This is a genomic window from Niastella sp. sgz303648 (assembly GCF_059587045.1).
This window is the reverse complement of the sequence record NZ_JCAPSW010000005.1, coordinates 561,188-584,909: the sequence shown is the minus strand read 5'-3', so window position 1 is coordinate 584,909 and position 23,722 is coordinate 561,188. Positions and strand designations below refer to the sequence as shown.

At 40.8% G+C, this 23,722-nt stretch carries 20 protein-coding genes; 12 read left to right on the top strand and 8 right to left on the bottom strand.

Translation table 11 applies throughout. The features are described from left to right. The first annotated feature begins 23 nt into the window (after positions 1 to 23). The 4 genes from AC59IL_RS17950 (at position 24) to AC59IL_RS17935 (ending at position 2,603) form a co-directional block, all read left to right on the top strand. Positions 24 to 671: a hypothetical protein gene (locus AC59IL_RS17950; RefSeq protein ID WP_496553554.1), complete on the top strand. Its 648-nt coding sequence runs from the start codon at positions 24 to 26 to the stop codon at positions 669 to 671. Between the two features lie 38 nt (positions 672 to 709). After that, positions 710 to 1,105, top strand: a complete 396-nt coding sequence (locus AC59IL_RS17945; RefSeq protein ID WP_496553553.1) for a hypothetical protein — start codon at positions 710 to 712, stop codon at positions 1,103 to 1,105. 111 nt (positions 1,106 to 1,216) lie between these two features. After that, complete coding sequence (locus AC59IL_RS17940) at positions 1,217 to 1,639, top strand: hypothetical protein (protein ID WP_496553552.1); 423 nt, start codon at positions 1,217 to 1,219, stop codon at positions 1,637 to 1,639. 43 nt (positions 1,640 to 1,682) lie between these two features. Beyond that, positions 1,683 to 2,603 (top strand): hypothetical protein, encoded by a 921-nt coding sequence (locus tag AC59IL_RS17935; RefSeq protein WP_496553551.1) that lies wholly within the window; start codon positions 1,683 to 1,685, stop codon positions 2,601 to 2,603. A gap of 73 nt (positions 2,604 to 2,676) precedes the next feature. Here AC59IL_RS17935 and AC59IL_RS17930 read toward each other — a convergent pair whose 3' ends face one another. The 8 genes from AC59IL_RS17930 to AC59IL_RS17895 form a co-directional block, all read right to left on the bottom strand. Next, positions 2,677 to 3,582, bottom strand: coding sequence for an NmrA family NAD(P)-binding protein (locus AC59IL_RS17930; protein ID WP_496553550.1), 906 nt, complete (start codon positions 3,580 to 3,582; stop codon positions 2,677 to 2,679). Positions 3,583 to 3,762: 180 nt separating this feature from the next. Then, entirely contained in the window at positions 3,763 to 4,536 is a 774-nt protein-coding gene (locus AC59IL_RS17925; RefSeq protein ID WP_496553549.1) for an isocitrate lyase/PEP mutase family protein, read from the bottom strand. Between the two features lie 65 nt (positions 4,537 to 4,601). Further along, the gene (locus AC59IL_RS17920; protein ID WP_496553548.1) at positions 4,602 to 6,731 is read right to left on the bottom strand and encodes a TonB-dependent receptor plug domain-containing protein; all 2,130 of its coding nucleotides are present in this window, start codon (positions 6,729 to 6,731) and stop codon (positions 4,602 to 4,604) included. A gap of 378 nt (positions 6,732 to 7,109) precedes the next feature. Further along, complete coding sequence (locus AC59IL_RS17915; protein WP_496553547.1) at positions 7,110 to 8,147, bottom strand: PorP/SprF family type IX secretion system membrane protein; 1,038 nt, start codon at positions 8,145 to 8,147, stop codon at positions 7,110 to 7,112. Between the two features lie 25 nt (positions 8,148 to 8,172). Continuing rightward, positions 8,173 to 11,778 (bottom strand): MBG domain-containing protein, encoded by a 3,606-nt coding sequence (locus AC59IL_RS17910; RefSeq protein ID WP_496553546.1) that lies wholly within the window; start codon positions 11,776 to 11,778, stop codon positions 8,173 to 8,175. Between the two features lie 261 nt (positions 11,779 to 12,039). Further along, positions 12,040 to 12,957 carry a hypothetical protein gene (locus tag AC59IL_RS17905; RefSeq protein ID WP_496553545.1) on the bottom strand — a complete coding sequence of 306 codons (918 nt, stop codon included), beginning with the start codon at positions 12,955 to 12,957 and terminating at the stop codon, positions 12,040 to 12,042. A gap of 168 nt (positions 12,958 to 13,125) precedes the next feature. Then, a complete protein-coding gene (locus tag AC59IL_RS17900) occupies positions 13,126 to 13,908 on the bottom strand; it encodes a DUF4249 family protein (RefSeq protein ID WP_496553544.1) in 783 nt (260 codons plus the stop codon). A gap of 9 nt (positions 13,909 to 13,917) precedes the next feature. Next, positions 13,918 to 16,260 carry a TonB-dependent receptor gene (locus tag AC59IL_RS17895; RefSeq protein ID WP_496553543.1) on the bottom strand — a complete coding sequence of 781 codons (2,343 nt, stop codon included), beginning with the start codon at positions 16,258 to 16,260 and terminating at the stop codon, positions 13,918 to 13,920. Between the two features lie 188 nt (positions 16,261 to 16,448). Here AC59IL_RS17895 and AC59IL_RS17890 point away from each other — a divergent pair, with 188 nt between their 5' ends. The 8 genes from AC59IL_RS17890 to AC59IL_RS17855 all read left to right on the top strand — a co-directional run bounded on the left by AC59IL_RS17890 (position 16,449) and on the right by AC59IL_RS17855 (position 23,714). Next, positions 16,449 to 17,477, top strand: a complete 1,029-nt coding sequence (locus AC59IL_RS17890) for a sensor histidine kinase (protein WP_496553542.1) — start codon at positions 16,449 to 16,451, stop codon at positions 17,475 to 17,477. A 76-nt stretch (positions 17,478 to 17,553) separates the two neighbouring features. Further along, a complete protein-coding gene (locus AC59IL_RS17885) occupies positions 17,554 to 18,315 on the top strand; it encodes a LytR/AlgR family response regulator transcription factor (RefSeq protein WP_496553541.1) in 762 nt (253 codons plus the stop codon). Positions 18,316 to 18,588: 273 nt separating this feature from the next. After that, positions 18,589 to 18,978 carry a hypothetical protein gene (locus tag AC59IL_RS17880; RefSeq protein WP_496553540.1) on the top strand — a complete coding sequence of 130 codons (390 nt, stop codon included), beginning with the start codon at positions 18,589 to 18,591 and terminating at the stop codon, positions 18,976 to 18,978. Between the two features lie 10 nt (positions 18,979 to 18,988). Further along, complete coding sequence (locus tag AC59IL_RS17875) at positions 18,989 to 20,302, top strand: TolC family protein (protein ID WP_496553539.1); 1,314 nt, start codon at positions 18,989 to 18,991, stop codon at positions 20,300 to 20,302. After that, positions 20,299 to 21,447 (top strand): efflux RND transporter periplasmic adaptor subunit, encoded by a 1,149-nt coding sequence (locus AC59IL_RS17870; RefSeq protein WP_496553538.1) that lies wholly within the window; start codon positions 20,299 to 20,301, stop codon positions 21,445 to 21,447. The genes AC59IL_RS17875 and AC59IL_RS17870 overlap by 4 nt, the downstream gene beginning before the upstream one ends. 3 nt (positions 21,448 to 21,450) lie before the next feature. Continuing rightward, a complete protein-coding gene (locus tag AC59IL_RS17865) occupies positions 21,451 to 22,686 on the top strand; it encodes an ABC transporter permease (RefSeq protein WP_496553537.1) in 1,236 nt (411 codons plus the stop codon). Between the two features lie 7 nt (positions 22,687 to 22,693). Beyond that, positions 22,694 to 23,410, top strand: coding sequence for an ABC transporter ATP-binding protein (locus AC59IL_RS17860; protein ID WP_496553536.1), 717 nt, complete (start codon positions 22,694 to 22,696; stop codon positions 23,408 to 23,410). After that, on the top strand, positions 23,391 to 23,714 hold the full coding sequence (locus tag AC59IL_RS17855; RefSeq protein ID WP_496553535.1) for a hypothetical protein: 324 nt from the start codon (positions 23,391 to 23,393) through the stop codon (positions 23,712 to 23,714). The genes AC59IL_RS17860 and AC59IL_RS17855 overlap by 20 nt, the downstream gene beginning before the upstream one ends. The last annotated feature ends 8 nt before the right edge of the window (positions 23,715 to 23,722 follow it).

Sequence of the window (23,722 nt, the reverse complement as noted above, 5' to 3'; positions counted from 1 at the left end):
TAATAGTATTTAAAATTAAAATTATGAAAAGACATGCATTCATGATCACAGCCAGCATCCTGCTTATAGCTTTTTGTTTTACCGGATGTAAAAAAGAAGATACTAAAAAAGATTACAGTTCTTTATTCAAAAACACTGTATGGACCGGTGAGTTTAAATATTCCGGCGCCCTTGCACAACCTGTAAGCATAGAGTTCAAAGAAAGCGGTGCATTAACCTGGTACGAATTATCAGGTGAGTATTCCGGCACCTGGAAGATGGAGAATAGCAGCATCAGCGTAGACATAACGAACGGAAATGGTTTCAAAGCCGATATATCCGACGATAATAAATTAACAAACATTCAGAATTTGCCTGCAAACAAGTGGGCTATTGTTAATGCGGCATTGAATACCGTTGCTGAGGAGTCATTAGATCAAACCATGTGGACTGCAACAAATCTTAAATTAAGTTTCAAAGCGGGCAACAAAGTTGATATGGCGCTTGGGCCTGCCGGAGCAACAAAGTATAATGATATAAGTTATATATACAAAGCTAAAACGCTGCGCTATGCTGTTGTGAATGGTGATTATAAATGGTTTTTTGTATGCAGTAGTAAGTTGGCCTTTAAAGGGGTTAACATGTTTGCACCTGACCTTACTATATATCCATTTGATCTCTTAAAGAATTAAGTTTTATCAATCCTAATTATTGCATAAAAATATACTATATGTTTAAAAACGTAGCAATTCTAATTGTAATGATGATTACTGTATTATCATTTGGTTGCACGAACCAAAAACCGATAGGTTCAATAACAGCAACCACAAAAAAGAATCAATTTGGAGGCGAAGTTACTATTACAGGAAAAGGCTTTTCGGCAGGGCATACTATACGATTTAAGTATAGAGGCATTCCGGGAAGATCAGACGAGTTTAGTCCGGGCATCTTCGTCATAGCAGATGCACAGGGTAATTTTAAAGTGACTGATTTTTCAGTCAGGTGCAACACACACGATCATGACTCAAACTTTACGAATGTTATGATTGTAGCAGAAGACTCCCAAAGTAAAGCAACAGAAAACCCGGTCACAATGGTGAGCCCTTTTATCTGGATTTGTTCTTAAGCCGAGTGGTGTTTTAAAATCAACAATTTTTCATTGATTCATAGTTGGCATTGAATAGAACCGCATAAGCAATGCCCAACTTTTTAATAATTGCGGCTAAAAATAATTAAAATGGCTACAGATGTAAAGCTCGATCAGGTTGATGGTAGTTTTTTATTACTGGAAGGACGTGTTGTTAAGGCGACCGCTTCCGATTTCATGCTCGACTCGGCAGAACGCCACAAGGGTGGGGGACCCTTCAGAAGGGCGCTGGTGCACAATCAGAATGATGGTTTGACAATTAACTTTAATGGGGACTACCCCGGCGGTGTTACTATTACAGGGTTAACCGAAATTACACCTAAGCGGGAACAAGGACAATTGTTGCCTGTTCTTAAAGTTCATGGTGGAATTTCTTATGAGGTGCAAGGTATAAAAGTTGACGGCGGTAAGGCTCCGGTCACCGTATTTCTTGACAATGAGTTAAGCAATCTTCAATCACAAATATCAGCACTCAACGCAAGGGTAGCTGCCCTGGAGGCAAAACTTAAATAACTTCTTTAATAAGTTTAAGTAAACTAAACAGGAGGAAAAAAGCATGAATAACATCAGCATTCGTACGGTTCTCGCCCCGCTGAACCTTACTTCGGTAAGGGCTCTTGAGAACGTAACCCACTCTGTGGATTTTACCGGTGAACCGGACGCAAGTATTCAACGACAGACAGGCAGAGCGCTCTTCATCCGCCATCAGGCACGTACAGGAGGAGCAACAGGCCGGATCGGTATTCCAATGGGCGATTTACGCCAAATGGATAGCCGGTTTGTCAAAACGTATTCCGGCGGTCTGGTCGAGTTGCTCGATTTTACGGATGGTCCGCAGGGATTTCATAAGTTTCGTGGAGAAGTACGTTGCGTGGGCTTTCGTTGCCACCAACAGTCTGAAAAAGAAGATGGTGATGGTGATGAACCATATTTCATAATAAGCGTAATAGGGTCGAATGAAGAAGAGAATGTTACAAAGACTTTCGGCCCTTTTAAAGGCGTGAGCTCTCTCAACAACACTTTCCTTGAAACTATTGTCACAACAACTGCTCAGCCACCATTCACCATTGTTGTTATAGCGATGGAGAACGACTCCGGGTCTCCGGATGAGGCATCAGCCAAAGTCGAAAAGTCGTTGAATGCCACAGCTGCCAAATTGCAGCTGACTCTTCCTTTACTCGGAGTCAATCCGATAATCGGATCTACTATACAATCGATATTAAATATTTTTGGAGGCACCATTGGCGACGCTACCAGTGCAGTATTTGGTATGGGTGACGACCTGATCGGACAAAATGCAAAACATCTCATCGAATTCGACTCGGATCTTCAGGAGTGGAAGTCGCCGCCGAAACTTACTGCTCCGGATTTTGATAGGCCGTTTAACATTGAATTGGTGCTTGATAACGGTGATGGGGGGAGATATAGCATATTCTTTCAGGTAGACCTCTTCAAGGATACAGTTGCCAGGATTTAACAGCTTAAATAACTAACAGGAAAGCCTTCCCGGCAAATCGGGAAGGCTTTTTTATACTGTATCACTTGAATTTTTAATTACTGAACTGATAAGCCATTGCAAATTCTTTGGCAAAATCCTGCAAGGTTGTTCCACCTTTTGCTTCGGCTTTGTGTTTGCTGTAGTCTTCCATCATACTGCCATCGCGCAGTGCGGCGCCAACTTCAAGCATATAAACCTTTACCATTGTTTCTGAAAAACCGTTTTGAACCATGGCACCCAAAAGCTGTTCATCAGGAAAGGCAATCCAGTTAACATCAGGTTTGCCTACAGCATTGCCTAATGTTTTGGCAATTTCTGACCCGTTTTTTTCGTCGCTTACAATGTATTGAATTTGCTTACCTGAAAACGACAGGTCATTCAAAGCATGAAATGCAGCATTGGCGATATCCTTCGGGTGTGTAAGCGGAAGATTTACCGTTCCGTCGAAATTGTTTCCCAGCATGTTCTGATACTTTATCAGTGAGATGGCGCCATAAAAATTAGTCATAAACATGCCCGGGCGCAGGTGCAGCACGTTTACATTTTCCAAAGCGTTCAACTGCTGTTCTCCATAAGATCGTGCGCCTGCAGCACCTGCACCATTCAGAATATGCGCCCCAATGCTGCTCAGGTTAATTACATACTTTATTCCGTTTTCGCTAACAGCTTTTGCATACTGTTCGCCAATGGTTTTAACGTATTGTTTTTCCTGTTGTTCGTCGGTTGCTGCGGTACCCGGTGGTATCATCAGGTAAACGGCATCGCTGCCCTGAAACGACTTTTTGATAAATGCATAATCTTCTAACGAACCAATCAATGGGATGGCGTTCAGTTTTTCAATTTCCTGAATCCTTTCGGCATTAGAGCTTATGACTTTTACTTCGTGACCATTTGCCACTAATTTTTCGATGAGAACACGACTGATATTTCCCAAAGAACCTGTTACTGTAACTTTCATGTGTTTATTTTTATTCTTTTTAAAAGTTCGTACACAAAAGTAGGGGTGTACTTACTTTTATACAAGTACTTACTCAGGAGTAAGTGTCCGTAACAGGGGAGTGGTTCTAAAGCAGTGGAAGAGGGTAGAATACAGCTGTCGCAAAACATTAAGCATTTTTTCCAACAATACCGGCTAAGATTAAATAATAGGTGAAAAACTTTTCTTTTCGGTGATTTTGCGGGATAGTTCGCTTGCTTTTTTGTAAGTTTTGGTGAAATGAAATGGCCCCATGCTTGCCCGCTTTACTCCCAGCTTATTCAATGTGTCAAAGTCGGGTAGCCCGGGTATGCACATTACATTAACGGGCAATTTTGTATTGGTAACTGCTTCAGCAATATCAGCTTCGTCACTGATGCAGGGAAGGAATATTCCGTCGGCTCCGGTTGTTTCATATATTTTTAAACGATTGAGGGTTTCTTTTTGCTTCTCTTTTACATGAAGAATATAGGTATCGCATCGAATATTAACAAAGAGCGATAAATTTTTTGATGATAGTTTTTGCTTAATGTATTCAATTGTTTTCGCAAATTCTTTTGCATCTTTCAATGAACGTTTTGAATTGCTTATTGATGAGTCTTCAATGTTTATCCCTACTACTCCCAACTCAATCAATTGCTGAATGTTGTCAAATATTTCAGTATCGGTTTTCCCATAACCCATTTCCAAATCAACGGTCACCGGAATTTTTACAGAAGCCAGTATTCTTCTAATGACAAACAGGTAATCAGAGAATGGCATACCTTCGCCATCTTCATAGCCAATACTTGCTGCTACTGCTGCACTGGAAGTGCCAATAGCAGGATATTCATTTTCTTCAAAAACCAAAGCACTTTTTGCATCCCAGGCGTTTGGGAGAATAAATAAATTTTTTGCCAGGTGCAGGTTCCTGAATTTTTCAAAATTTGCTGACATGATTTATAATTTATGCACAAAGTTCAGCCAGCAGAAAAAAGAAAAATTGTATAAAACGGAACAGGTTAAAAAAGATGTAAAGAAATTTTAAATAATCCGTTTATTCCGGGTTGGTCATTAACAGTTGGATAAAAATTTCCATCTGCTGATCTGATGCCCGGATCATAATAAGTTTGATCGAACAGGTTGCGGATATTCAAACCTGCACTTACCCGGTTGTTAAATAATTTATTTGTACTAATAACAAATTGGGTGATGAAATATTCATTCACCTTTCCCAGCGGATTGGTTGCAGGCACTGAACGTTTACCCACCCAATTTTCTATTATGCTTATATTAACCAGGGTTGCAATATGAATGGAAAGGCCAATATTGCCTTTTATATTCGCAATGTTGGGAATATCTGATTGTTTAGTTCCGTTATTTTGTTTCCCCTTCTGGTAAGTAAAATTCACAAATCCTGAAAATGATTTTGAAGGAATAATATCAACCCTCGTTTCAAGTCCTTTGATAGATGCAGTTCCCACATTTTGATTTTGCAATATACTACCCCCCACAGGCACAGTCTGAATAATAACATCCTCAAGTTCATTTTGGAATATATTGGCTTGAACGGATAAAATTTTTACAGGAGCATAAATTATGTTTGCTTCATAGGTTTTAATTTTTTCGGGCTTCAAATCGGGGTTTGGCATTAATGTAGCACCAAACGTGTAAAGCTCAAAGTTGGTCGGAGCACGAAATGCGCTGCCGAAAAGTAATTTAATGGTTATTTTTTCGTGTGGCTGGTTAATTAACCCGATCCTGGGATTGATGGTGGCGCCATAAACATTATTGTTATCATATCTTACGCCAAGGGTAAGATTGGTTTTTCTCAAAAAGGTTGTATTCAACACATATTGCAGGTAAGAGCCCACATTATTTTGAATGGTATATTCCCGTGGCTTAAATGTTGCGTGAATATTTGTTACCCGGATATGTTCAACGGTGTCAAATTTAGTATCGGGGATTACTCCTCTTAATCCGCGTTCAAGGTTATCCTGCGAAAATTGAAATCCTGCTGAAAGCGTGTGATGTTGAGAAATTATATAGTTTGCTGAAATTTCACCCTTGATACGATTGGCGTCATAGGCATATATGCCCCTGGATAAAAAATTTTGCCCCGGCGGATTACTATAGAAATACGATTTGTCCGACACTCCTGTTTCCTTGTATTGCGCTCTTACTGCAAGGCTCAATTTTTCATTGGGTAAATATTCAATATTCAGGAATGCGGTACGTGAAAATCTGTCTATTAAGGATGCTTTTTCTCCATTGAAATCAGCAGGCATGATACCGCCTTTTCCCGTATTTCCATTTCCCTGTGATGGAAGCTCCAGAAGAATCGTAGGTGAACCGGTGAGCTCTCCCTGTCCGCAGGGAGTTTGATAGGCGCTGGCGCCCAATGTAGTTTTAATTTTTTTCAGCGTGAAAGAAATAGCCCCATTGAACGACCATGCATGATCTACATACGAATTAGAATATTTTGGATGATGGTTGGTAAAGCGCGGTCCGTTTGTATTGAAAAGAGAACCGGAAAGCGCTACGTCAATATTAGATTTTTTAATTCCCAACATTACATTATCAATCGAAGTATTAAAAGCGCCATATCCTTTCTGATATTGCAGCCCGTTTATATCTGCGCCTTTTTTTGTAATCATATTGATAACCGCGCCGAAAGCATTCGCGCCATAAAGAGCCGAGCCGGGACCCCAGAGTATTTCTATTCGTTTTACATTATGCAAACTGTATGCAGGGCCGGCTATTTCATAAGTGCCGATAATATTGTTTTCTACAATTCCGTCGATCATAAAAAGCAATCTGCGGTTTTCATCGCCATACATTCCGCGGAAAGTTATAAGGCTGGGGGCTAATCCATATATATGTATCAAATCAACGCCGGGAATGTCGCGCAACACATCTTCCAACTGTTCATACCCTCTTTCGGCAATTTGCTGATCGGTAATCACCATCATTGTTGAAGGAGCCTCGCTTATTTTCTGTTCAAATTTTGCAGCTGTAATAACCTGAATATTCAGCAATTGTTCGAGGGGGAGATTTGTAAGTTTTGCGATGTATTGCAGGGAATCGTTCTGCCCCTGCAACAAATAAGGTATCAGGGATAGAATGATTATAATAAAAACGCTGGTTCTCATAGAAACAATGCTTTTCGTAAATAAGAAATAATGATGAATGATTTAAAATAACCACTATCATAACCTTAACGGAGAGCATTAACCTTTGGATAGGGAGGAAATCGGCGGAAACTCAAAATGTAACCTTATGAAAGGTATTGTATTCGATCTGTTCTAAAAACCGTTTTTTCACTGTTTTTTAAAGTATGTACTCAGAAGTAAGTACTTGTATAGCAGGGATAAAAAAAGAGCCCCGGTTACCCGGGGCCCTGTTTTTAGTTAAGACTTTCCCGCACATTGCTCTGGCAGGCTAACATAATTGTAAATACAGCCTGTAATGACCTTAATTCATCCGGTAATGACCAAAATACAGCGAACAATATGCCGGTTACAACATCTTTACCACACATTTCGAGGACAAGTATCCCCATAACGGTTGCCGATCAAAAAGCCGATCATTAATTCATGCGTGCCTTTGCTATATGTTTGAAGATCGGTTTTTGTAAAATCATAGGCATACCCTATGTTGAACGTATTAGCTACATTAATACCCAACATGGCCGCATATCCGTCGAACTGCCGGTAACTTCCGCCAATCCATAACAGGTCGTGGTATTGCAGTTTTACATTCAATTCGGCCTGGTAATCGTTTTTAAATGCCCCGCTGATATATTTCACCATTACCGAGGGAAGGGCATTGATATCTTCATTCAGCAAAAACCGGTAGCCGGCCGTAAGAAAAATATGCGGTATCAGTTTGCCGGTGGTTTTAAAAGTAGCATCATCTGTAAACGCTAATTTTTGAGGAATGATCTGTTGGCCCGACAAGCCGATAAAATAATTGGCAGAATATAACCACAGTCCGGCAGAAAAATCAGGTTTTATTTTTCGCAGGTTGCCGGCCACTGCACCTCCAACGCTGGGATCTGAAGGGTCAGATCCAAAAAAAGCTTTGCCGTTTGCATTTAAACCTATCGAAGATATACCTGCTGCAAAACCGGCAGCCAAACTTGTTCGTGCACTTAACCCAAGATGATATGCATAACTTACATTGGCCGTAAACCGGTTGAAATTGCCCGTTCTGTCATTGATGATGCTCATGCCTATACCATGATGCGGCTCTGCTGCTGTATAGGATTCCCAGTAAGCATTGCCTCTTGGATTTTCACCGGGAACATCATAGGAGGTGGCGGTAGTTCTAAAATCTTTTTTACCGATCGGGCCATGTATGGTTGCATAAACGGTGCGCGGTGCGCCGTTAATACCCACCCATTGATCCCTGGCGCTGATCTTAACATCAGTATAGTTTTCAATACCGCTCAGGGCCGGATTAAGTATATAGTTATTGAGAATGTATTGGGTATAGTGTGACCTTTGCTGCGCAAAAACAACATGGCATACATACATGCCCGCAAACAACAACAGGAACTTTTTCATTTTAGTGCTATTTATTCTGAATTGATTATCTGATTATGTCAATAAACCCGGTTACCGGTTTTTGTCCGTTTTTCATATCGATGATGTAGTAATAGGTTCCTACGGGCATATCCTTGCCATTTACCTTTCCATCCCAGGGCATATAATTAACCATCTTATATACGGCCTGTCCGTACCGGTTATAGATCTGCACTACATTGCCCGGATAATTTTCGAGGTTTTCAATAACCCATTTATCATGAATACCATCGCCATTTGGTGAAAAAATATTGGGGATGATGAGCGTTAGCTGTTTTACAGCTGTATTGAATGTTGCAGCGCAACCATCAGTGTTGGTAATCGTTACCCAATAGTTGCCGGATGATTGCACCACTATCGAAGATCCGGCTTCGCCGGTGCTCCATGTATACCTGTAACTCAAACCCATTGGTGCGTACAATTGCATGCCGCTGGTTACATTGGGCGTGGTTATTATTCCCGGCCCTATCGGCACCTGTGCAATATTGCCGGTTGGTATGGGTAATACGGTTAACTCACCATTCACGTAATTGAAAGTGTAGTTATTGGCCAAACCACCGGAAGGTGTGAGCGTGTAAGTTCCTGCCGTAGTATAAGAAGGAATGTTCACTACAGGCGATCTTCTTATAGAAGTGGCATTATCACTGAATTTAAACCCGGTATAGCTAACAGGTACGGATGTAAGCGTTCCATTCAAACAAACCGTTTTATCGGCTGCTGTAACTGTAAGCACTGCTTTATCGATAATCAGGTTGGCCGGTACATAATTTATCAGGTAATTATTGCTTAATGCCAGCGTATTTTGCGTAATGGCATAGATGCCTGCATTTTCACCGGGCATTCTGCCTAATGCTCCGGTAAATACATCGCTGCCAACCAACGCCGGTGAATAAGTATAAGTGAATGCCGGATCAGCATCGCCATATATTTTTGATTTGGCGCCGGCGATAACCGTTATTGTTTTCGTTGTAATAGTTAAGTTGTCGCTATTATACGTGATCGTATAGTTGCTGCTTAATGTCAATGTACCCTGGTTAATAGCATACGAACCAATATTTTCACCGGGTATTCTATCCAAAGAACCGGTGAAAGCATCACCTGCCACCAATGCCGGGGTGAACGTGTAGGTTAACAGGGGATCAACATTTCCATAGCCTTTTGTTTTGGCATCGGCAGTTATGGTGATCATTTTGGGTGTAATGGTGAGGTTACCGGTACTGTAAGTAATGGCATAATTACTGCCGGGGGTAAGCGTACCCTGGTTAATGGCATACGAACCAATATTTTCACCGGGAGTTCGAACCAGCGAACCGGTAAATGCGTCGCCGCTGATCAGGGCCGGCGTGAAGGTGTATGTTAATGCCGGATCAACATCGCCATAAACTTTCGATTGCACGTTGGCCGTTATTGTAATGGCAAACGGCGTTATTATGCCTGTAGCTGAGCTGATATCAATTGTATTGGAAATAATATAATTGGGGGCAGTAGATCCGGTTAAACTAATATTGGCCAGGGGTACGGTTACCGTTTTGCCGGTGCCCACATTTTTTGTATCGTAAAAAGCCAAAGGGCTGCTTAAGGCAATCGCTACATCATCGGTTCCAACCACATCACCGGGTGCAAACTGTAAATTGCCTGTACTGATGGTGGCGTTTGTATTACCATCATACACTTTACTGACTGTTGTTGACGTAAGGCTTACTGTTACCGGTTTGGGATTTACAGTAAGGGTTACTGTTACATCGGGTGCACCGTTTATTGTATGGGCTGTAATGGTGGTTGTGCCTGCTTTTATTACATGCAGGTTACCGCTGACAATAGTGGCAATACTATTATCGGCAATAGTGAATGTTAACGGCAAACCAGAGCAGTTCAATACATTTGGCACAGCGGCATCAGCATCGCCATAGGTTTTAACCACATTGGTGAAACTGATGGTGGCAATGGCGCTTTGAAACTCATATGCACCCATGTCAACCGCCGGGCCAAAAATGCGGGCATTGCCTGCCTGATCGGTAGTAATGCTTCCGGGAACGAGCGCATTGCTGCCCATATTCACTGCAGGGCTGCAATTGGTAAGGTGCAGGCCGTCATCGGTTGTACCCCAAATACCATCTGCACCAACCGGGTTGCCGGCATTTACAAATTGCGGGTCGATGCTCAGGTTAGGCAGGGTAGCTGTTATGCCCTGTACAAGTGAATAATTATAATTAATCGTACCAAGATTATGCACCTGCTGTGCCGCATTGCCCCAGGCGATACTGTTGCTGAAATTACAGGTAGCGCCTGCCACAACGCTGATGCCATTGCTATTGGGCTTTATGACGCTTTGTGTTGTATTACCCGCCAACGTCACGTTAACGCAATTGAATGTACCGCTATACACCATTATACCGCCGCCGCCGTCGTCAGCGGTGCCACCGGCAATATTGTTGACCAGCACGCTGTTGGTGACGTTGAAAGTTCCGCCAACACCACTTATTTGCAGAGCGCCCCCGGAGCCAATAGTGCCCACAGCATTTAAACAGATATTACTGTCAAATACACTATACGTAATAGTAGTAACGGCGCCGTTGTCGCTGCAAATGGCACCACCACCACCGGTAGACCTGTTTGCCGTAAAAATGCAATTAGTAATTGTTGTATTTGATCCGGTATTATTAAACAGTGCTCCACCGAACGTATAATTGCTGTTGGGAGGAAGTGGTATCGCATTGTTTCCTGTAAAACTACAATTGATAAATGAAGGGGTCGACGTATTGTTTTGAGTAAAGACTACACCGCCGAGGTTGTTTGCCGTATTACCGGTAAAGCTGCATCCGGTAACGTAAGGGCTGGCCTGGTTATCGTTTGCCATAGCGCCTCCATAGTTAATGCAATGGTTATTCGTAAATGAGCAATTCTGTATGTAGGGAGAAGCGATGTTAATTTCCAATCCGCCGGCCAGTATGTTTGCCGTATTAAAGGTGATGGTGAGGTTACGCAAGGCTGTTTTTTGACCGGTGGCATTGTCTTTTACATACATGCCGCCGCCGTGGCCCTGATAAATTTGCGAAGATCCATAGTAAGGAGAGCCGGAGCTATTGGCATTCCCTTTTGTAATTGTAAACCCATCTACCACGATACTATCGGCTGTGGCGGCAATATTACCGGCTATCACCATTACATGGTAGCTGTTATCGGTAGTGTCGTTCAATACGCCGATGTCGCCACTTAATATCGTGGAGTTATTGGCAATATCCCGGGGTCCGCCGCCGTTGGGGTAACCGCCATACAATTTTAATTTGCCACGTACAATTACAAAGCTGCTATCTCTGTTTGTTCCGTTTTGTACACCGGTAGGGTAGTAGGTGCCTTTTGCAACAAGTATGCTGTCGACAGCACTATTTAACCTGGCTGTGTTCAGCGCCATAGAAACTGTTTTCAGCGCATTGGTCCAGGAAATTCCGGTATTGGCATCATTACCATTTACATCATCTACATACAATACCACCTGTGCTGATCCTGCATAAAACCGAAGCAACAGTAAAAGAATGAATACCGGCCGTAAACAAATGGGCAGGCCGTTTTTTTGTTTAAATAAAGGTTTTGAAGGGTGTAGAATTTGCTTCATGGTTCGGGTTATGTTGAACAAAATAAAAATCAATAGCCGGTCAGGATTAATACCTGATCGTACTTCAGCCGCAGAAAGCGGCTGCTAATTTGCCGTTGATCTTTGATAGGAAAGTGAATAGGGGTATATAGCAGGCTAAAAATGCTTGTTCATTCAGTGTAGAGCGGGGCGAAAGTACAACCAAATTATATATAATGCAATAGTTGTATGTGAACGTAGGAAATTTGTATGTGAGTGAGTCTCAGGTTGCTGGTTTAAAAATCACTGTTTTTTTAGCCTGCTGAAACCTGCATTTAACATCCAGCCAATATTCAGTTGCAATTTGAGGCCTGTATAGGATTTCAGCCCCCCGATCTCAGGCGAATAGGCAGTGGAAACAATATACTTACAGGCGAGGTCAAAGCAAATATGTTTACCGGTACGGCTAAAAAAGCCAAACCCTGCTTCGGCTGCGTAAGGGGTTTGGTTATATATTTTCACATTAATGTTGTCGGGGCCTCCGCTGCCTTTGACTTTCAGAAGATTGGTGCTAACAATACCTGCTCCCAATAATGCATAGAACCGGGGTATTGCATTTACTTTTCTGCCCACCCTGTTTAACTCATGTAGGGCGGTTTCATTCAGGGAATCTGTTTTCAGCAAACGAATTTTGTTTTCCATTCTGTTCCGTGAAAACAGATTGCCAAGAGTTTGTTTGCAATAGCCAAACAGGAGGATGCTGCTGCCCCCGCCACCACTGATAGATACGGCCGTACCATCGGTCGTCATACTGAATTTTTGAGGCGCCTTATGCCATTGCAGTTCAATGCCTATCCTGCTTTTGGGGCCAACAAAGAATTCACAGTTCATTCCCAATACTTTTTTTACGGCAGCCATATCTACACCCGTGTTCCTGTCTGCTTGCCCTTTTGCATAACCAGGGATAAAAAAGGAGCCCATCGAAAACCCAATAATGAACCTGTTTTTTAATCTCCTTCTCAGCGAATCGGTCTCAGATGCTAACAACTTCGTATATACTTTCTGCCAACGGTTGTATTTGTCGATTTCCCATTCGTAGGCCAAGCTGTCTTTTTTTGCAGGCAGTGTCTGACTATGCGATTTTTGCGCGAAGGCAAATAGCAGCATCACCATGATTGTTTGACGGATTGGCTTATAGCAGTAGTTTTTTTGTATGACCATGACCAGTTTTTTACTTTAACACGAATCAAATTAGTGGGAGGGCCGGCACCCCTCACCTTCAATCCGGTTTGCCGGCACACTCCGCACTATATGTACCCATGTATGAACCTACCAATAACTTCCCCACAATAACTTCAACATGTGTTATAGCTGGTTTCTCAATGTTAATTATGGAATAACGATCGTTTTACTGGTTACACTATGGGCACTAAAATATCCCATGGCGTCTCCGCTGATATTGCTAACGGGGTTAGCCGGTGTAACACTGCTGTTGCCTGTGGCAGCCTGATCTAAACTATACCAGTATTTATAAACATCTTTATCTATACATAGCATTTCCACCTTTACAACATCGCCTGTTTTTAACTTTCCGTCTACATTAATAAGCGGCGATGTGATCCGGAGGCCGTCGCTCACTTCATCATCCTGAACAAAAACATGTTTCACCTGCACACCATTGGCATATTCAATAAAGCGGTAATTGTTTCCCAAACCCAATGGGTCCTTATAGTCGGGTTGAATGGTTTTCTTAATCTCGCCAAATGATAAATCTTCAACGGTGAGCGTATCCAACGGCACTATCTGAGTTGGCATTTGGGAGGTAGCAGTAAAAACAGTACCATTTATAGATACAATAAGTTTGTATACAGAACCCGGTGTGCCGGTAAAAGCAGTTGTTGTATATATGCCTTTTGTTGTTTCGGGCAATGCATACATTGTTCCGTTATTTACCTGTATATTAACGATGGCGCCGCTTATTCCTGAAAAGGTATTTTCTTCTTCGAATTTCTTTGTTTGTGAAATTTTCACTGTATTTGCGGCAGAAGGTATATTCGACACTTCTCCCTCGATCACATATTTTTTTTCTGCTTCATCGAGGTTAACGTGTATCACTTTTTCGCATGAACTGCACAATACTATTACTGCCAGAGCTGAATATATAATCCTCATTGTAAGCAATTAAAATTTAAAGTTGTAGGAAATAGAGGGCACCCACCGGAAAAGAGATGTTTGTACGGCCTCCGTTTTATTTGAGTTGTCTTTATTATCTCTGAATGTAATAGAGTATGCGTTTTCCCTGCCATACACATTGTACAGACTATAAGCAATTTCGCTACTCCACTTCTTATGTTGTTTTAGCTGTTTGGTGGCGCCAAAATCAAGCCGGTGATAAGCAGGCATACGGTAACCATTCCTGTTTGTATAGTAATACACCGTTTGACCACCAACGGTGTATTTACCATTAGGGAAAGTAACGGCATTGCCGGTATAATAAATCCAGTTGGCCGACAATGTCCATTTTTTGTTCAATTGGTAAATACCAACAATGGCAATATCATGTGTCCTGTCCTGCCTGGCGTTATACCACTGGTTGTTATTGATGCCGTCGATTTTGCGTTCCGTTTTCGACAGGGTATAACTTACCCAGCCTGTGAGCTTTCCCGCTTTTTTTCTTAGCAACCATTCTATGCCATAGGCTCTTCCTTTGCCATACAATAACTGTGTTTCAATAGCCTCGTTGGTATATACATTTGCCCCATCGCGGTAATCGATTTGGTTTTGCATGTTTTTATAGTATGCTTCAACCGTCAGTTCATATTTATTCGCTGCCAGGTTTTTGTAATAGCCAAGGGATACCTGGTCAGATATTTCAGGTTTGATGATATTGGTGCTGCTCACCCATTTGTCGGTAGGCGTACTGCTGGTACTGTTCGTGATGAGGTGCATATTTTGTGTGTTGCGCACATACGAAGCTTTTACCGATGTACTGGCGTTAAACTGATAGCCAATGGCCAGCCGGGGTTCAAGGTTCCAGTAGGTTTTTACTACTTCTCCGTCTTTGTAGCTGATCGTATCAATGATCTGTCCCTTGTTATCCAGGTTATAGAAATCGCCCTTGCCCAATACCACAAAATTTGTTAAGCGGAGGCCATAAGTAATATCTATTTTATCTGAAGCTTTCCAGGTATTAGTGACATACAGGCCATTTTCAAGCGAATACTTTTTTTGTTGGGTTTTGCTGTTGATGCTTGATGTCGCAGAGGCGGTTATTTCTCCGGGCCTTACTGTGTGATAAATACTGCTCCAGCCAAACCGTACATTGTTCCTGGCGCCGGCATTCAGTTGATAATCCTGTTTCAGGTTCCAGTCCCTGATCTGGGAAAAAATTTTGAAATCATTGGAGCCTGTTTTTAATCGCAGATCGTAATCATAGTTGCTGTATATTAAAGAAGTGTTGGAAAAAAGCCTTTTGCTGAAAATATGATTCCATCTTACGGTACCGGTAGCGTTGCCCCAGTTAATGGAAAACTGGTCTCCCACGCCTAATTTATCCTGGCCAAAATAGCCGCTGAAATACAGCCTGTCTTTACTGCCCAGGTCATAACTCATTTTTGCATTCAGGTCGTAGAAATATAGTTTGCTGTCTTTTACCGTAGAGTCATTCGAAGCCTTTAAAAAAATATCGGCATAGGTACGCCGCCCGGTAACGAGGAACGATGATTTGTCTTTTTGTATAGGCCCTTCTACATTAAGCTTTGCCGATATAAGACCAATACCGCCGCTCACACTATAATCCTGGTTATTACCATCATTCATTTTTATGTCTAATACCGATGATAACCTGCCACCGTACTGCGCCGGCATTCCGCCTTTATAAACAGTTACGTCTTTTATTGCATCCGAGTTAAAAGTGGAGAAAAACCCTAAAAGGTGTGATGCATTGTACACATTTGCTTCATCCAATAAAATCTGGTTTTGGTCAGAAGAACCGCCCCGTACAAAAAAGCCGGAATTGCCCTCGCCGGCCGACTTGATACCTGGCAATAACTGGATGGTTTTTAAAACATCTTTTTCACCCAGCAACACAGGAATATTTTTTATTTCCCTTGTACTTAATTTTTCAACGCCGGTTTGTGTGCCGCTTATAGTTCTTCCTCCGCGGGTACTTGCAGTTACGATCACTTCTCCCAATCCTTTTGGCTCGTCGAATAAATAAATGTTCTGTACAATGTCTTTAGTCATCGATACAAACAGCGTGTCGCTTTTTTTACCTACGGCACTTATTTCTATATTATAAGTACCGGGAGACAGTGTGATTGAATAAAAGCCATATTCATTGGATGCAACACCACCCGGTTTATTCAGCAGTTTTATGGAAGCCCCGATAATTGTTTCTCCCGTTTTTTTACTTTTTACAGTGCCGCTTAAAACAAACCTTTGTTGGGCTTGAATTTTTGCGGTACATAAAAGACCCGCCAATACTAATATTGAAAACAGGTTAATTTTCTTTTTTAATTTCATGGAGGTGCGTTTTCTAAATGATGCTCAAAAGTGCGGCATAAACAGAAAACAACATATGTAAGCTTTACTGTACTGGACAAAATGCAAACTCAAAGGGCAAATGATCATAAAACAGAGGACAAATGCCCGGTTAAGCGGCATTTATGTCGCCAATTGTTTAATTTATAATAATTTAATTTTGTGGTGATATGGATAGAGGCCTATATACAAGACTCATTAGGATTGCCCTTATTTCATCGCCAATAATTGCTTTATATGGCGCAACTCCTTTTTACGTTTTTAGTAAAGTGCCGCCCAAATATGTATTGTTTGCGGTTTTGGCCATTACAGTTAATGTACTCATTTTCTGGTTCATTAATATTTGCATCATCCGCTACGCAGGAACAGAAAAAAAGTGGAAATGGTATGTTTTCAGTTATACTTCTGTAGTTACTTTTCATCTTCTGCTTATTTTTCTAAGACAATTATGGCCACCACCATCTTTTATTTCCGAAGGTGAATTGTCTTTTAGAAGGAATATTTTAATTGTATATCCTTTTGTTACAATGCTTGCCATCAACACCATCATTTTAATAATCTGTAACTCCATATTGGTAATTCAAAAAAATAAGGATGCTGAAATTGAGATACAGGAACTTAAAGTAAGTAATCTGGAAGCACAGAAACAGGTGTTACTACAACAACTTCAGCCACATTTTCTATTCAATACATTGAGTGTACTAAAATCTTTAATAAAAGATGATCCTGATGAGGCTGAGGAGTATTCAATAAAGCTGTCGGAATTTCTTCGCTATTCTATAGAAGTGCATAAAAGCGACCTGGTATCGGTAGAGCAGGAATTAAAATTCACCAATGATTATATCGATCTGCAAAAAGTGCGTTTTGAAAACTCGGTGATCTTTGATGTGAACATTCCGCATAATGTATATAATATGCAGATACCGGCCTATGCCCTTCAGGCGCTGGTGGAAAATGCTATTAAACATAACTCATTCACAGAAAAAAGACCTTTGCGCATCAGCATTCATTATATATATGGGGATGCTATTTTGGTCAGCAACAATAAAATGCCTGCAAAGCCTGTAGAAACTACCGGCACCGGACTAAAAAACCTGAATCAGCGTTATCAGATTATTGCAAATAAAGGAATAGAGATCACAGACTCCGGCAATGAGTTTTGTGTTAAAGTATACCTGTTAAATGGCCATCAAGTATGAAATGAACCATAAAAATTTTCGAGCATCCCGATAGCTATCGGGACCATTTGGCCAAAAAACAATAAGAAATATACAAATGAAAATTGTAATTATTGAGGATGAGAAAGTCACTGCAAAGGATTTAAAAAGGACCCTTCTTGCAGCAGAGCCCGATGCAGAAATTGTCGCCTTATTGCATTCTGTAGAAGAAGCTATTGAATACTTTAAAAGCCACCAGGATACTGACCTTATTTTTTCTGATATTCAACTGGGGGATGGACTCAGTTTTGAAATTTTCAAGAAAATGGAGAACCAGGTGCCGATCATTTTCTGCACAGCCTACAATACTTATTTTTCAGAGGCTTTTGAGGCAACGGGCATTGATTACATACTGAAACCCTTTAACAAAGCAACTATAGAAAAAGCGCTGGCAAAATATGGTACGCTTGAGAAAACTTTTACAAAAAATAAGGAAAATTACAAAGAACAGCTTAACCTGCTGGAAACAAGGATCACCCCACAAAAAAATGCAGTGATCATCAGGCAGGGAGATAAGATCATTCCGCTGGAAGCGAGTGCTATAGCCCTTTTTTTTGTTGACAATAAATACACATTTGCCTACACCTTTAGCCAGAAAAAATTTATCGTAAACGAAAACCTCGAAGACCTTGAAGCTTCCTTTGCACCTTCTTTTTTCAGGGCCAACCGGCAATATCTTGTGAACCGGAAAGCAATAAAAGACGCCACTCATTATTTTAACCGCAAGATCATTGTGAACCTTACTGTACCCTTTAAAGAACAGATATTGGTAGGTAAACTAAAAACCACCTTATTTGTAGAATGGCTTTCGCAACACTAAAATCCCGTTAGGGATGACAATGTCGGTAGAAGGGTTACGTGGATTTAATATCGTCCCGTAGGGACGAAACGTAGGTACCATGTTTCGTGCCTAACGGCACGGTATCTGCAATTAATGATCTTCTACTACCAACATTATGTCCCTAACGGGACAAAGCCCTCGCCAAAATCGATTGTATTACTTTCCCTTTCAGCTCCCAATTTGTCCATCCTAACTTATAACCAATTGCCATAAACACGATTTGTTTAAATCTTTGTGTCATAATAAAAGAATATGACTCTATCAGGCATTCGCACAGGCGTTTTGATTGGCTTCCTTTTTTTGAGCACGTCAGCTTTTTGCCAAACGGCAGGGGGCATTACCGGCAACTGGAAATTTGAGAAAAAGGATAATCCACTTGAGATGGAAATTTATCTGGCTAAAGATAGTACGTACTACGGTAAAATAATAAACGACACCAGTAAGCCTTCAAAAAACGGAACAATTATCCTGAAGAAACTTAAATACAATAAAGAATCTAAAAATTTTAAAGGCATCATGCATCCGCATGATGCAGCTATTGAATTAGACCTGACTATTATTGTTATAGATAAAGACCGTATGAAGGCAATAGCCAAAAAATTACTAATGAGCAGAACCGTATACCTGACAAGAATTAAATAAAAACCGACAGATGAAGAGTAAAATCCTGTTAATAATTATTTCCTTTTTTCTTTCAGTCACCGGCCAATCGCAGAAGGTTTTTACATCTGTTGATTCCTTTTTGAATTATTCGGCATCAAAAAGCATATCTGTTCAATCTGGTTACATCCGGTTAGACCAGGCAAAAAAGGCAAAGCTGGCTGCCCTGCTTAGCATTCCTGATCCAACTGGAAATACCTCTTTCAGTTATACACACAATACCAAACTGCCTGTAAACCTTTTCCCCGGGGAGGCATTCGGTGGTCAACCCGGCACATTTAAAGAGGTGCAAACAGGCGTTCCTTATGTTACCAATTTTAACCAGAATATCGACATAAAGCTTTTAAACCTGAAAGGATGGGAAAATTTAAAAATGTCTAAACTTAATATTAAAAGCAATGTGTTAGAGAATCAGATCACACTAAAAGAACTTTGGGAAAATATTGCCGCCACTTATTATAATATCGTAACCCTGCAGGAACAATTGGCCAGTACCAATGAAAATGTAACTGCTTCCAATAGCTTATTGGAAATTACTCAAAACAAATTTAATGCTGGCCTCATTAAGCAACAGGATGTAAATGATGCAAACATCAACTATCTTACAACTAAAGCAAATAAAGACCAGATCGGGCATACTATAAAACAACAATACCTGGCGTTAAAAATCCTGTGCGATATTCCGGAACAGGAAGAAATACAGATCGTGAATAAAACTTTACTGACAGCGTTCGACATTAACCCGGCTGTTGAATCCAATAACCTTGCTTTTAACAGTAGCCTGATTAAAGAAAAGATAGCTTTATCCACCTGGAGACAGCAAAAGTATTCCCAGCTTCCATCGCTTTCCTTTTTTCAGAGTAAATCTTCCCAGCAAAATAATACCCGCAGCAAATTTTTGGACAACAGTGTAAAATGGATACCCAGCAGCTATATTGGCCTGAAGCTTACTATCCCATTTCCTTCGTCGGGTTCCATTAGCGAGATATCAAAAGCTAAATATGATTATTTGCTTGCCAAAAAAAATACGGAGCAGCAAAAAATACAAACTGATTTAACAGCAAAGCAACTCTATACAGACTATGATAAAGCAATAAGCCAGGCTGCCGCCAACAAGGAAATATTTTTATTGAGAAAAGAAAATTATGAAAAGAACCTGAACCTGTACAAAGAAGGTTTAACAAGTCTTGAACAAACCCTTGATAGTTTTAATGCAATGGTAAACAGCCATTATAACCTTGTTTCATCGCAGGTAAATGTATTGGCTGCCAAAACAAAAATCGATATTAATAACAGAATAAGATGAATCAGAAACTAATTCGAACAATACCGCTTATACTTTCTGTTTTGTTTTTTAATTCCTGCGGTAAAAAAACAGAAGAGACTAAACCAATCAGAAAAGATGTAACTGAAACGGTATTTGCTTCCGGCGTATTGGAAGCAGACGATACTTATAATCTTGCAGCACAGACGGATGGTTATCTTACACAGATAAATTTTGAAGAAGGAGATATGGTGGGCCCGGGCCGGATATTGATTGTGGTAAGTAACAAAGAAGCCATTTTTAATGAACAAAGCGCAAAAGACCTATATAATATTGCACGTAGTAATACACTAAGCAGCGCGCCGGCTTTGCAGCAAGCTCAAAATACCATCATCATCAACAAACAAAAGATGGATCTGGACCAGGTTAATCTGCAACGGTATCAAAAATTATGGGAGAACAACAGTGTTGCCAAAGTAGATGTGGAAAATGCGGAACTGCAATACAAAACATCAAAATTAAATTATGAAAGTGCTTTGGAGAATTATAAGCAGTTGCAACAGCAGGCCAACCAGCAGGCTATCAGCACAGCCGCTACAAAAAATATCAATGAAGTGATCACCGGCAAAAACAAAGTAAGCGCTTCTGTATCAGGAAAAGTGCTTAAGGTATATAAACAAAAGGGTGATTTTGTAAAACAGGGAGAAACCATTGCCTTAATTGGTAATCCACAAAATATATACGCCAAAGTAAACATTGATGAGAGCAATATAGGAAAAGTGAAAGTTGGCCAGGAGGCATTCATGCAATTAAACATCAATAAGGAAAAATTTTATAAAGGCAGCGTGAAGGAAATCTACCCTTCTTTCGATGATGAAACACAATCATTCATTTGTAAACTGGCCTTTGACGACAGCCTGGATTTTACTATTGTAAACACGCAATTACAAAGCAATATAGTAGTGGCAACAACAAAAAACGCATTGATTATACCGAGAAACTACCTTGACTTTGGAGGATATGTACAAATAAAAGGACAAAAAGAAAAAGTAAAAATTGTAACGAAGTTTGTAAGCAATGATTGGGTGCAGGTATTAAGTGGTATCGACGATAATACGGTACTGGTTACTGATAACCTTGCAGCCAATAAAACAACTACATCAGAGACAGGAGCACAAATGCGATAATTTATGAAACGAAGCATCAATACAGACATTGCTTTCACCCATATTATTACCCGAAAAAAGCAAACGCTGGTAGCTGCATTAGGCGTTACGCTTGGTGTGGGGGTATATTTGTTTATGAATTCGCTTTCATCGGGCTTTACAGCCTTTGCGACAGATGAAATGTTTAAAAGCAGCTCCCACATTAAAATTTATAAAGACGATGAGTTGAGCCAGCCCCTGATACCTTCCACAGATTCAGGGCACGTAGTTGCTATCGTAAATCCCCAAATTACTACACTCTCAAAAAAGATCATTGATCCCGAAGACTTGCTATCAAAGATCAGGCAGGAGCCGTATGTTGTAAATGCTCTTGCACAGGTAAGCTTTGACGCATTTTATAACCGGGGTAAAGCACAGATCAGAGGAAGTGGCAACGGCGTGAATATATTTGAATACGATGCCATGTTCAAAACCGGTAAATACATGGTGGCAGGTAACCTGAACGGGCTCCAGGGCAATTTAAACGGTATCATCATCGGAAGCGGTATTGCAGAGAAATTAAACCTTGGAGTTGATGACAATATTACGGTAACCTCTTCTTACAATGTAGTAAAAGTAATGAAGATAGTGGGCATTTATACAAGTGGCAACAGCATGACTGATAATGCCAAATCTTATGTAAACATCCCCACTGCACAGCAATTTATAAAAGAAGGCCCCTCCTATGTAAGCGATATTTTCGTGAACATCCCTGATCCTAACGAGAGTGAAAAATACGCAGCACAACTGCAGCAATTAACACCCTATAAGGTAGAAGACTGGAAAACTACCAATGCAGATGTGCTGGCGAGCGGTAAAACAAGGGACACTTTGATGGGAGCCATCTCTCTTTCTATTTTAGTAGTGGCGGCTTTTGGGATATACAACATACTTAGTTCAACAATAGCACAAAAAATAAATGACATTGCGATATTAAAAGCTACCGGTTTCGCAGGCAAAGATGTGATCAGGATCTTCCTGATGGAAGCAGCTATCATGGGACTCATTGGCACATTAATGGGCCTGGTGGTTGGCAGTGTGTTGATTGGAATCATGTCTACCATTTACATGGGCGGCCCGGTGGGCTATTTCCCCATACATTTTGAGCCCGGGCTTTTTGCCAAAAGCACGGTGCTGGGATTGTTTATTACCATATGCGCCGGGTATTTTCCTGCAAGGAAAGCAGCCAGCGTTGACCCGGTTGAAATTTTTAGAAAATAACCTGACTATGGAAAAAAGAGAAGTTATTCTAAGCACCCAATCTTTGGGGAAGTATTTTTACGACCCTGTTCAATTTAAGGTGTTACACGACATCAGTTTTGAAGCATACAAAGGAGAATTTCTAACATTAGTGGGCAAAAGCGGGTCTGGTAAATCAACTTTATTGTATTGCCTTAGTACGATGGATACTTCTTACGAAGGAGATTTATTTATCAATAATGAAAGAATAACAGGAAAGAAAATAAATGAATTAGCAGCGTTGCGAAACAGGAGTATCGGATTTATATTCCAGTTTCATTACCTGTTGCCTGAATTTACGTGCCTGAAAAATGTAATGATCCCGGCATTGAAGCTGGGGAAATACCCGTATAAAGAAGTGGAAGAAAGAGCATACAATAAACTGGATGTTTTAGGCATCAAAGAACAGGCATTAAAGCCGGCCGCAAAACTCAGTGGCGGTCAGCAGCAACGGGTAGCTATTGCCAGGGCATTGATTAATGACCCTGCTATCATAATGTGCGACGAACCAACCGGCAACTTAGACAGTAAGAATACCCAAATTGTATTTGACATTTTTAAACAGATAACCCGTGAGTTTGGACAAACCATTATTGCGGTAACTCATGATAATGATTTTGCCGAAGCCAGCGATCGTACGATTGAGCTGGCTGATGGTAAAATAATCAGTCATAATAAGAGTTTTAATGAAACGGCTTCTGATTAATGTGATGGCCATTATTGGGGTGGCCTGTATCATTAACCAAAGTATGTTCAGTTTTGAACCTGTTTTTGTTTGTATTGAAGCCATACCTGAAAACGGGAAAATGGCGAAAATTTACAACGACTTACAGGCACTGCTGCTGCTCCATGAAATACAGGATGTAAGTTCTATCGATACAACTGAGAACAGCATTACGCTTGATTGTTTTGTTTATAATGATATGATATTGGAGCGTTGGAAAAGAGTGTTATACTCTATGATGCAAAATAGAGATTACAACAGGATAAATTATTGTATTGTGTATTAGCTCCGGCA

Bases quoted from the DNA above. Each gene is read 5' to 3' on its own strand.
- AC59IL_RS17950 (WP_496553554.1), top strand. From the start codon at position 24: ATGAAAAGACATGCATTCATGATCACAGCCAGCATCCTGCTTATAGCT.
- AC59IL_RS17945 (WP_496553553.1), top strand. From the start codon at position 710: ATGTTTAAAAACGTAGCAATTCTAATTGTAATGATGATTACTGTATTA.
- AC59IL_RS17940 (WP_496553552.1), top strand. From the start codon at position 1,217: ATGGCTACAGATGTAAAGCTCGATCAGGTTGATGGTAGTTTTTTATTA.
- AC59IL_RS17935 (WP_496553551.1), top strand. From the start codon at position 1,683: ATGAATAACATCAGCATTCGTACGGTTCTCGCCCCGCTGAACCTTACT.
- AC59IL_RS17930 (WP_496553550.1), bottom strand. From the start codon at position 3,582: ATGAAAGTTACAGTAACAGGTTCTTTGGGAAATATCAGTCGTGTTCTC.
- AC59IL_RS17925 (WP_496553549.1), bottom strand. From the start codon at position 4,536: ATGTCAGCAAATTTTGAAAAATTCAGGAACCTGCACCTGGCAAAAAAT.
- AC59IL_RS17920 (WP_496553548.1), bottom strand. From the start codon at position 6,731: ATGAGAACCAGCGTTTTTATTATAATCATTCTATCCCTGATACCTTAT.
- AC59IL_RS17915 (WP_496553547.1), bottom strand. From the start codon at position 8,147: ATGAAAAAGTTCCTGTTGTTGTTTGCGGGCATGTATGTATGCCATGTT.
- AC59IL_RS17910 (WP_496553546.1), bottom strand. From the start codon at position 11,778: ATGAAGCAAATTCTACACCCTTCAAAACCTTTATTTAAACAAAAAAAC.
- AC59IL_RS17905 (WP_496553545.1), bottom strand. From the start codon at position 12,957: ATGGTCATACAAAAAAACTACTGCTATAAGCCAATCCGTCAAACAATC.
- AC59IL_RS17900 (WP_496553544.1), bottom strand. From the start codon at position 13,908: ATGAGGATTATATATTCAGCTCTGGCAGTAATAGTATTGTGCAGTTCA.
- AC59IL_RS17895 (WP_496553543.1), bottom strand. From the start codon at position 16,260: ATGAAATTAAAAAAGAAAATTAACCTGTTTTCAATATTAGTATTGGCG.
- AC59IL_RS17890 (WP_496553542.1), top strand. From the start codon at position 16,449: ATGGATAGAGGCCTATATACAAGACTCATTAGGATTGCCCTTATTTCA.
- AC59IL_RS17885 (WP_496553541.1), top strand. From the start codon at position 17,554: ATGAAAATTGTAATTATTGAGGATGAGAAAGTCACTGCAAAGGATTTA.
- AC59IL_RS17880 (WP_496553540.1), top strand. From the start codon at position 18,589: ATGACTCTATCAGGCATTCGCACAGGCGTTTTGATTGGCTTCCTTTTT.
- AC59IL_RS17875 (WP_496553539.1), top strand. From the start codon at position 18,989: ATGAAGAGTAAAATCCTGTTAATAATTATTTCCTTTTTTCTTTCAGTC.
- AC59IL_RS17870 (WP_496553538.1), top strand. From the start codon at position 20,299: ATGAATCAGAAACTAATTCGAACAATACCGCTTATACTTTCTGTTTTG.
- AC59IL_RS17865 (WP_496553537.1), top strand. From the start codon at position 21,451: ATGAAACGAAGCATCAATACAGACATTGCTTTCACCCATATTATTACC.
- AC59IL_RS17860 (WP_496553536.1), top strand. From the start codon at position 22,694: ATGGAAAAAAGAGAAGTTATTCTAAGCACCCAATCTTTGGGGAAGTAT.
- AC59IL_RS17855 (WP_496553535.1), top strand. From the start codon at position 23,391: ATGAAACGGCTTCTGATTAATGTGATGGCCATTATTGGGGTGGCCTGT.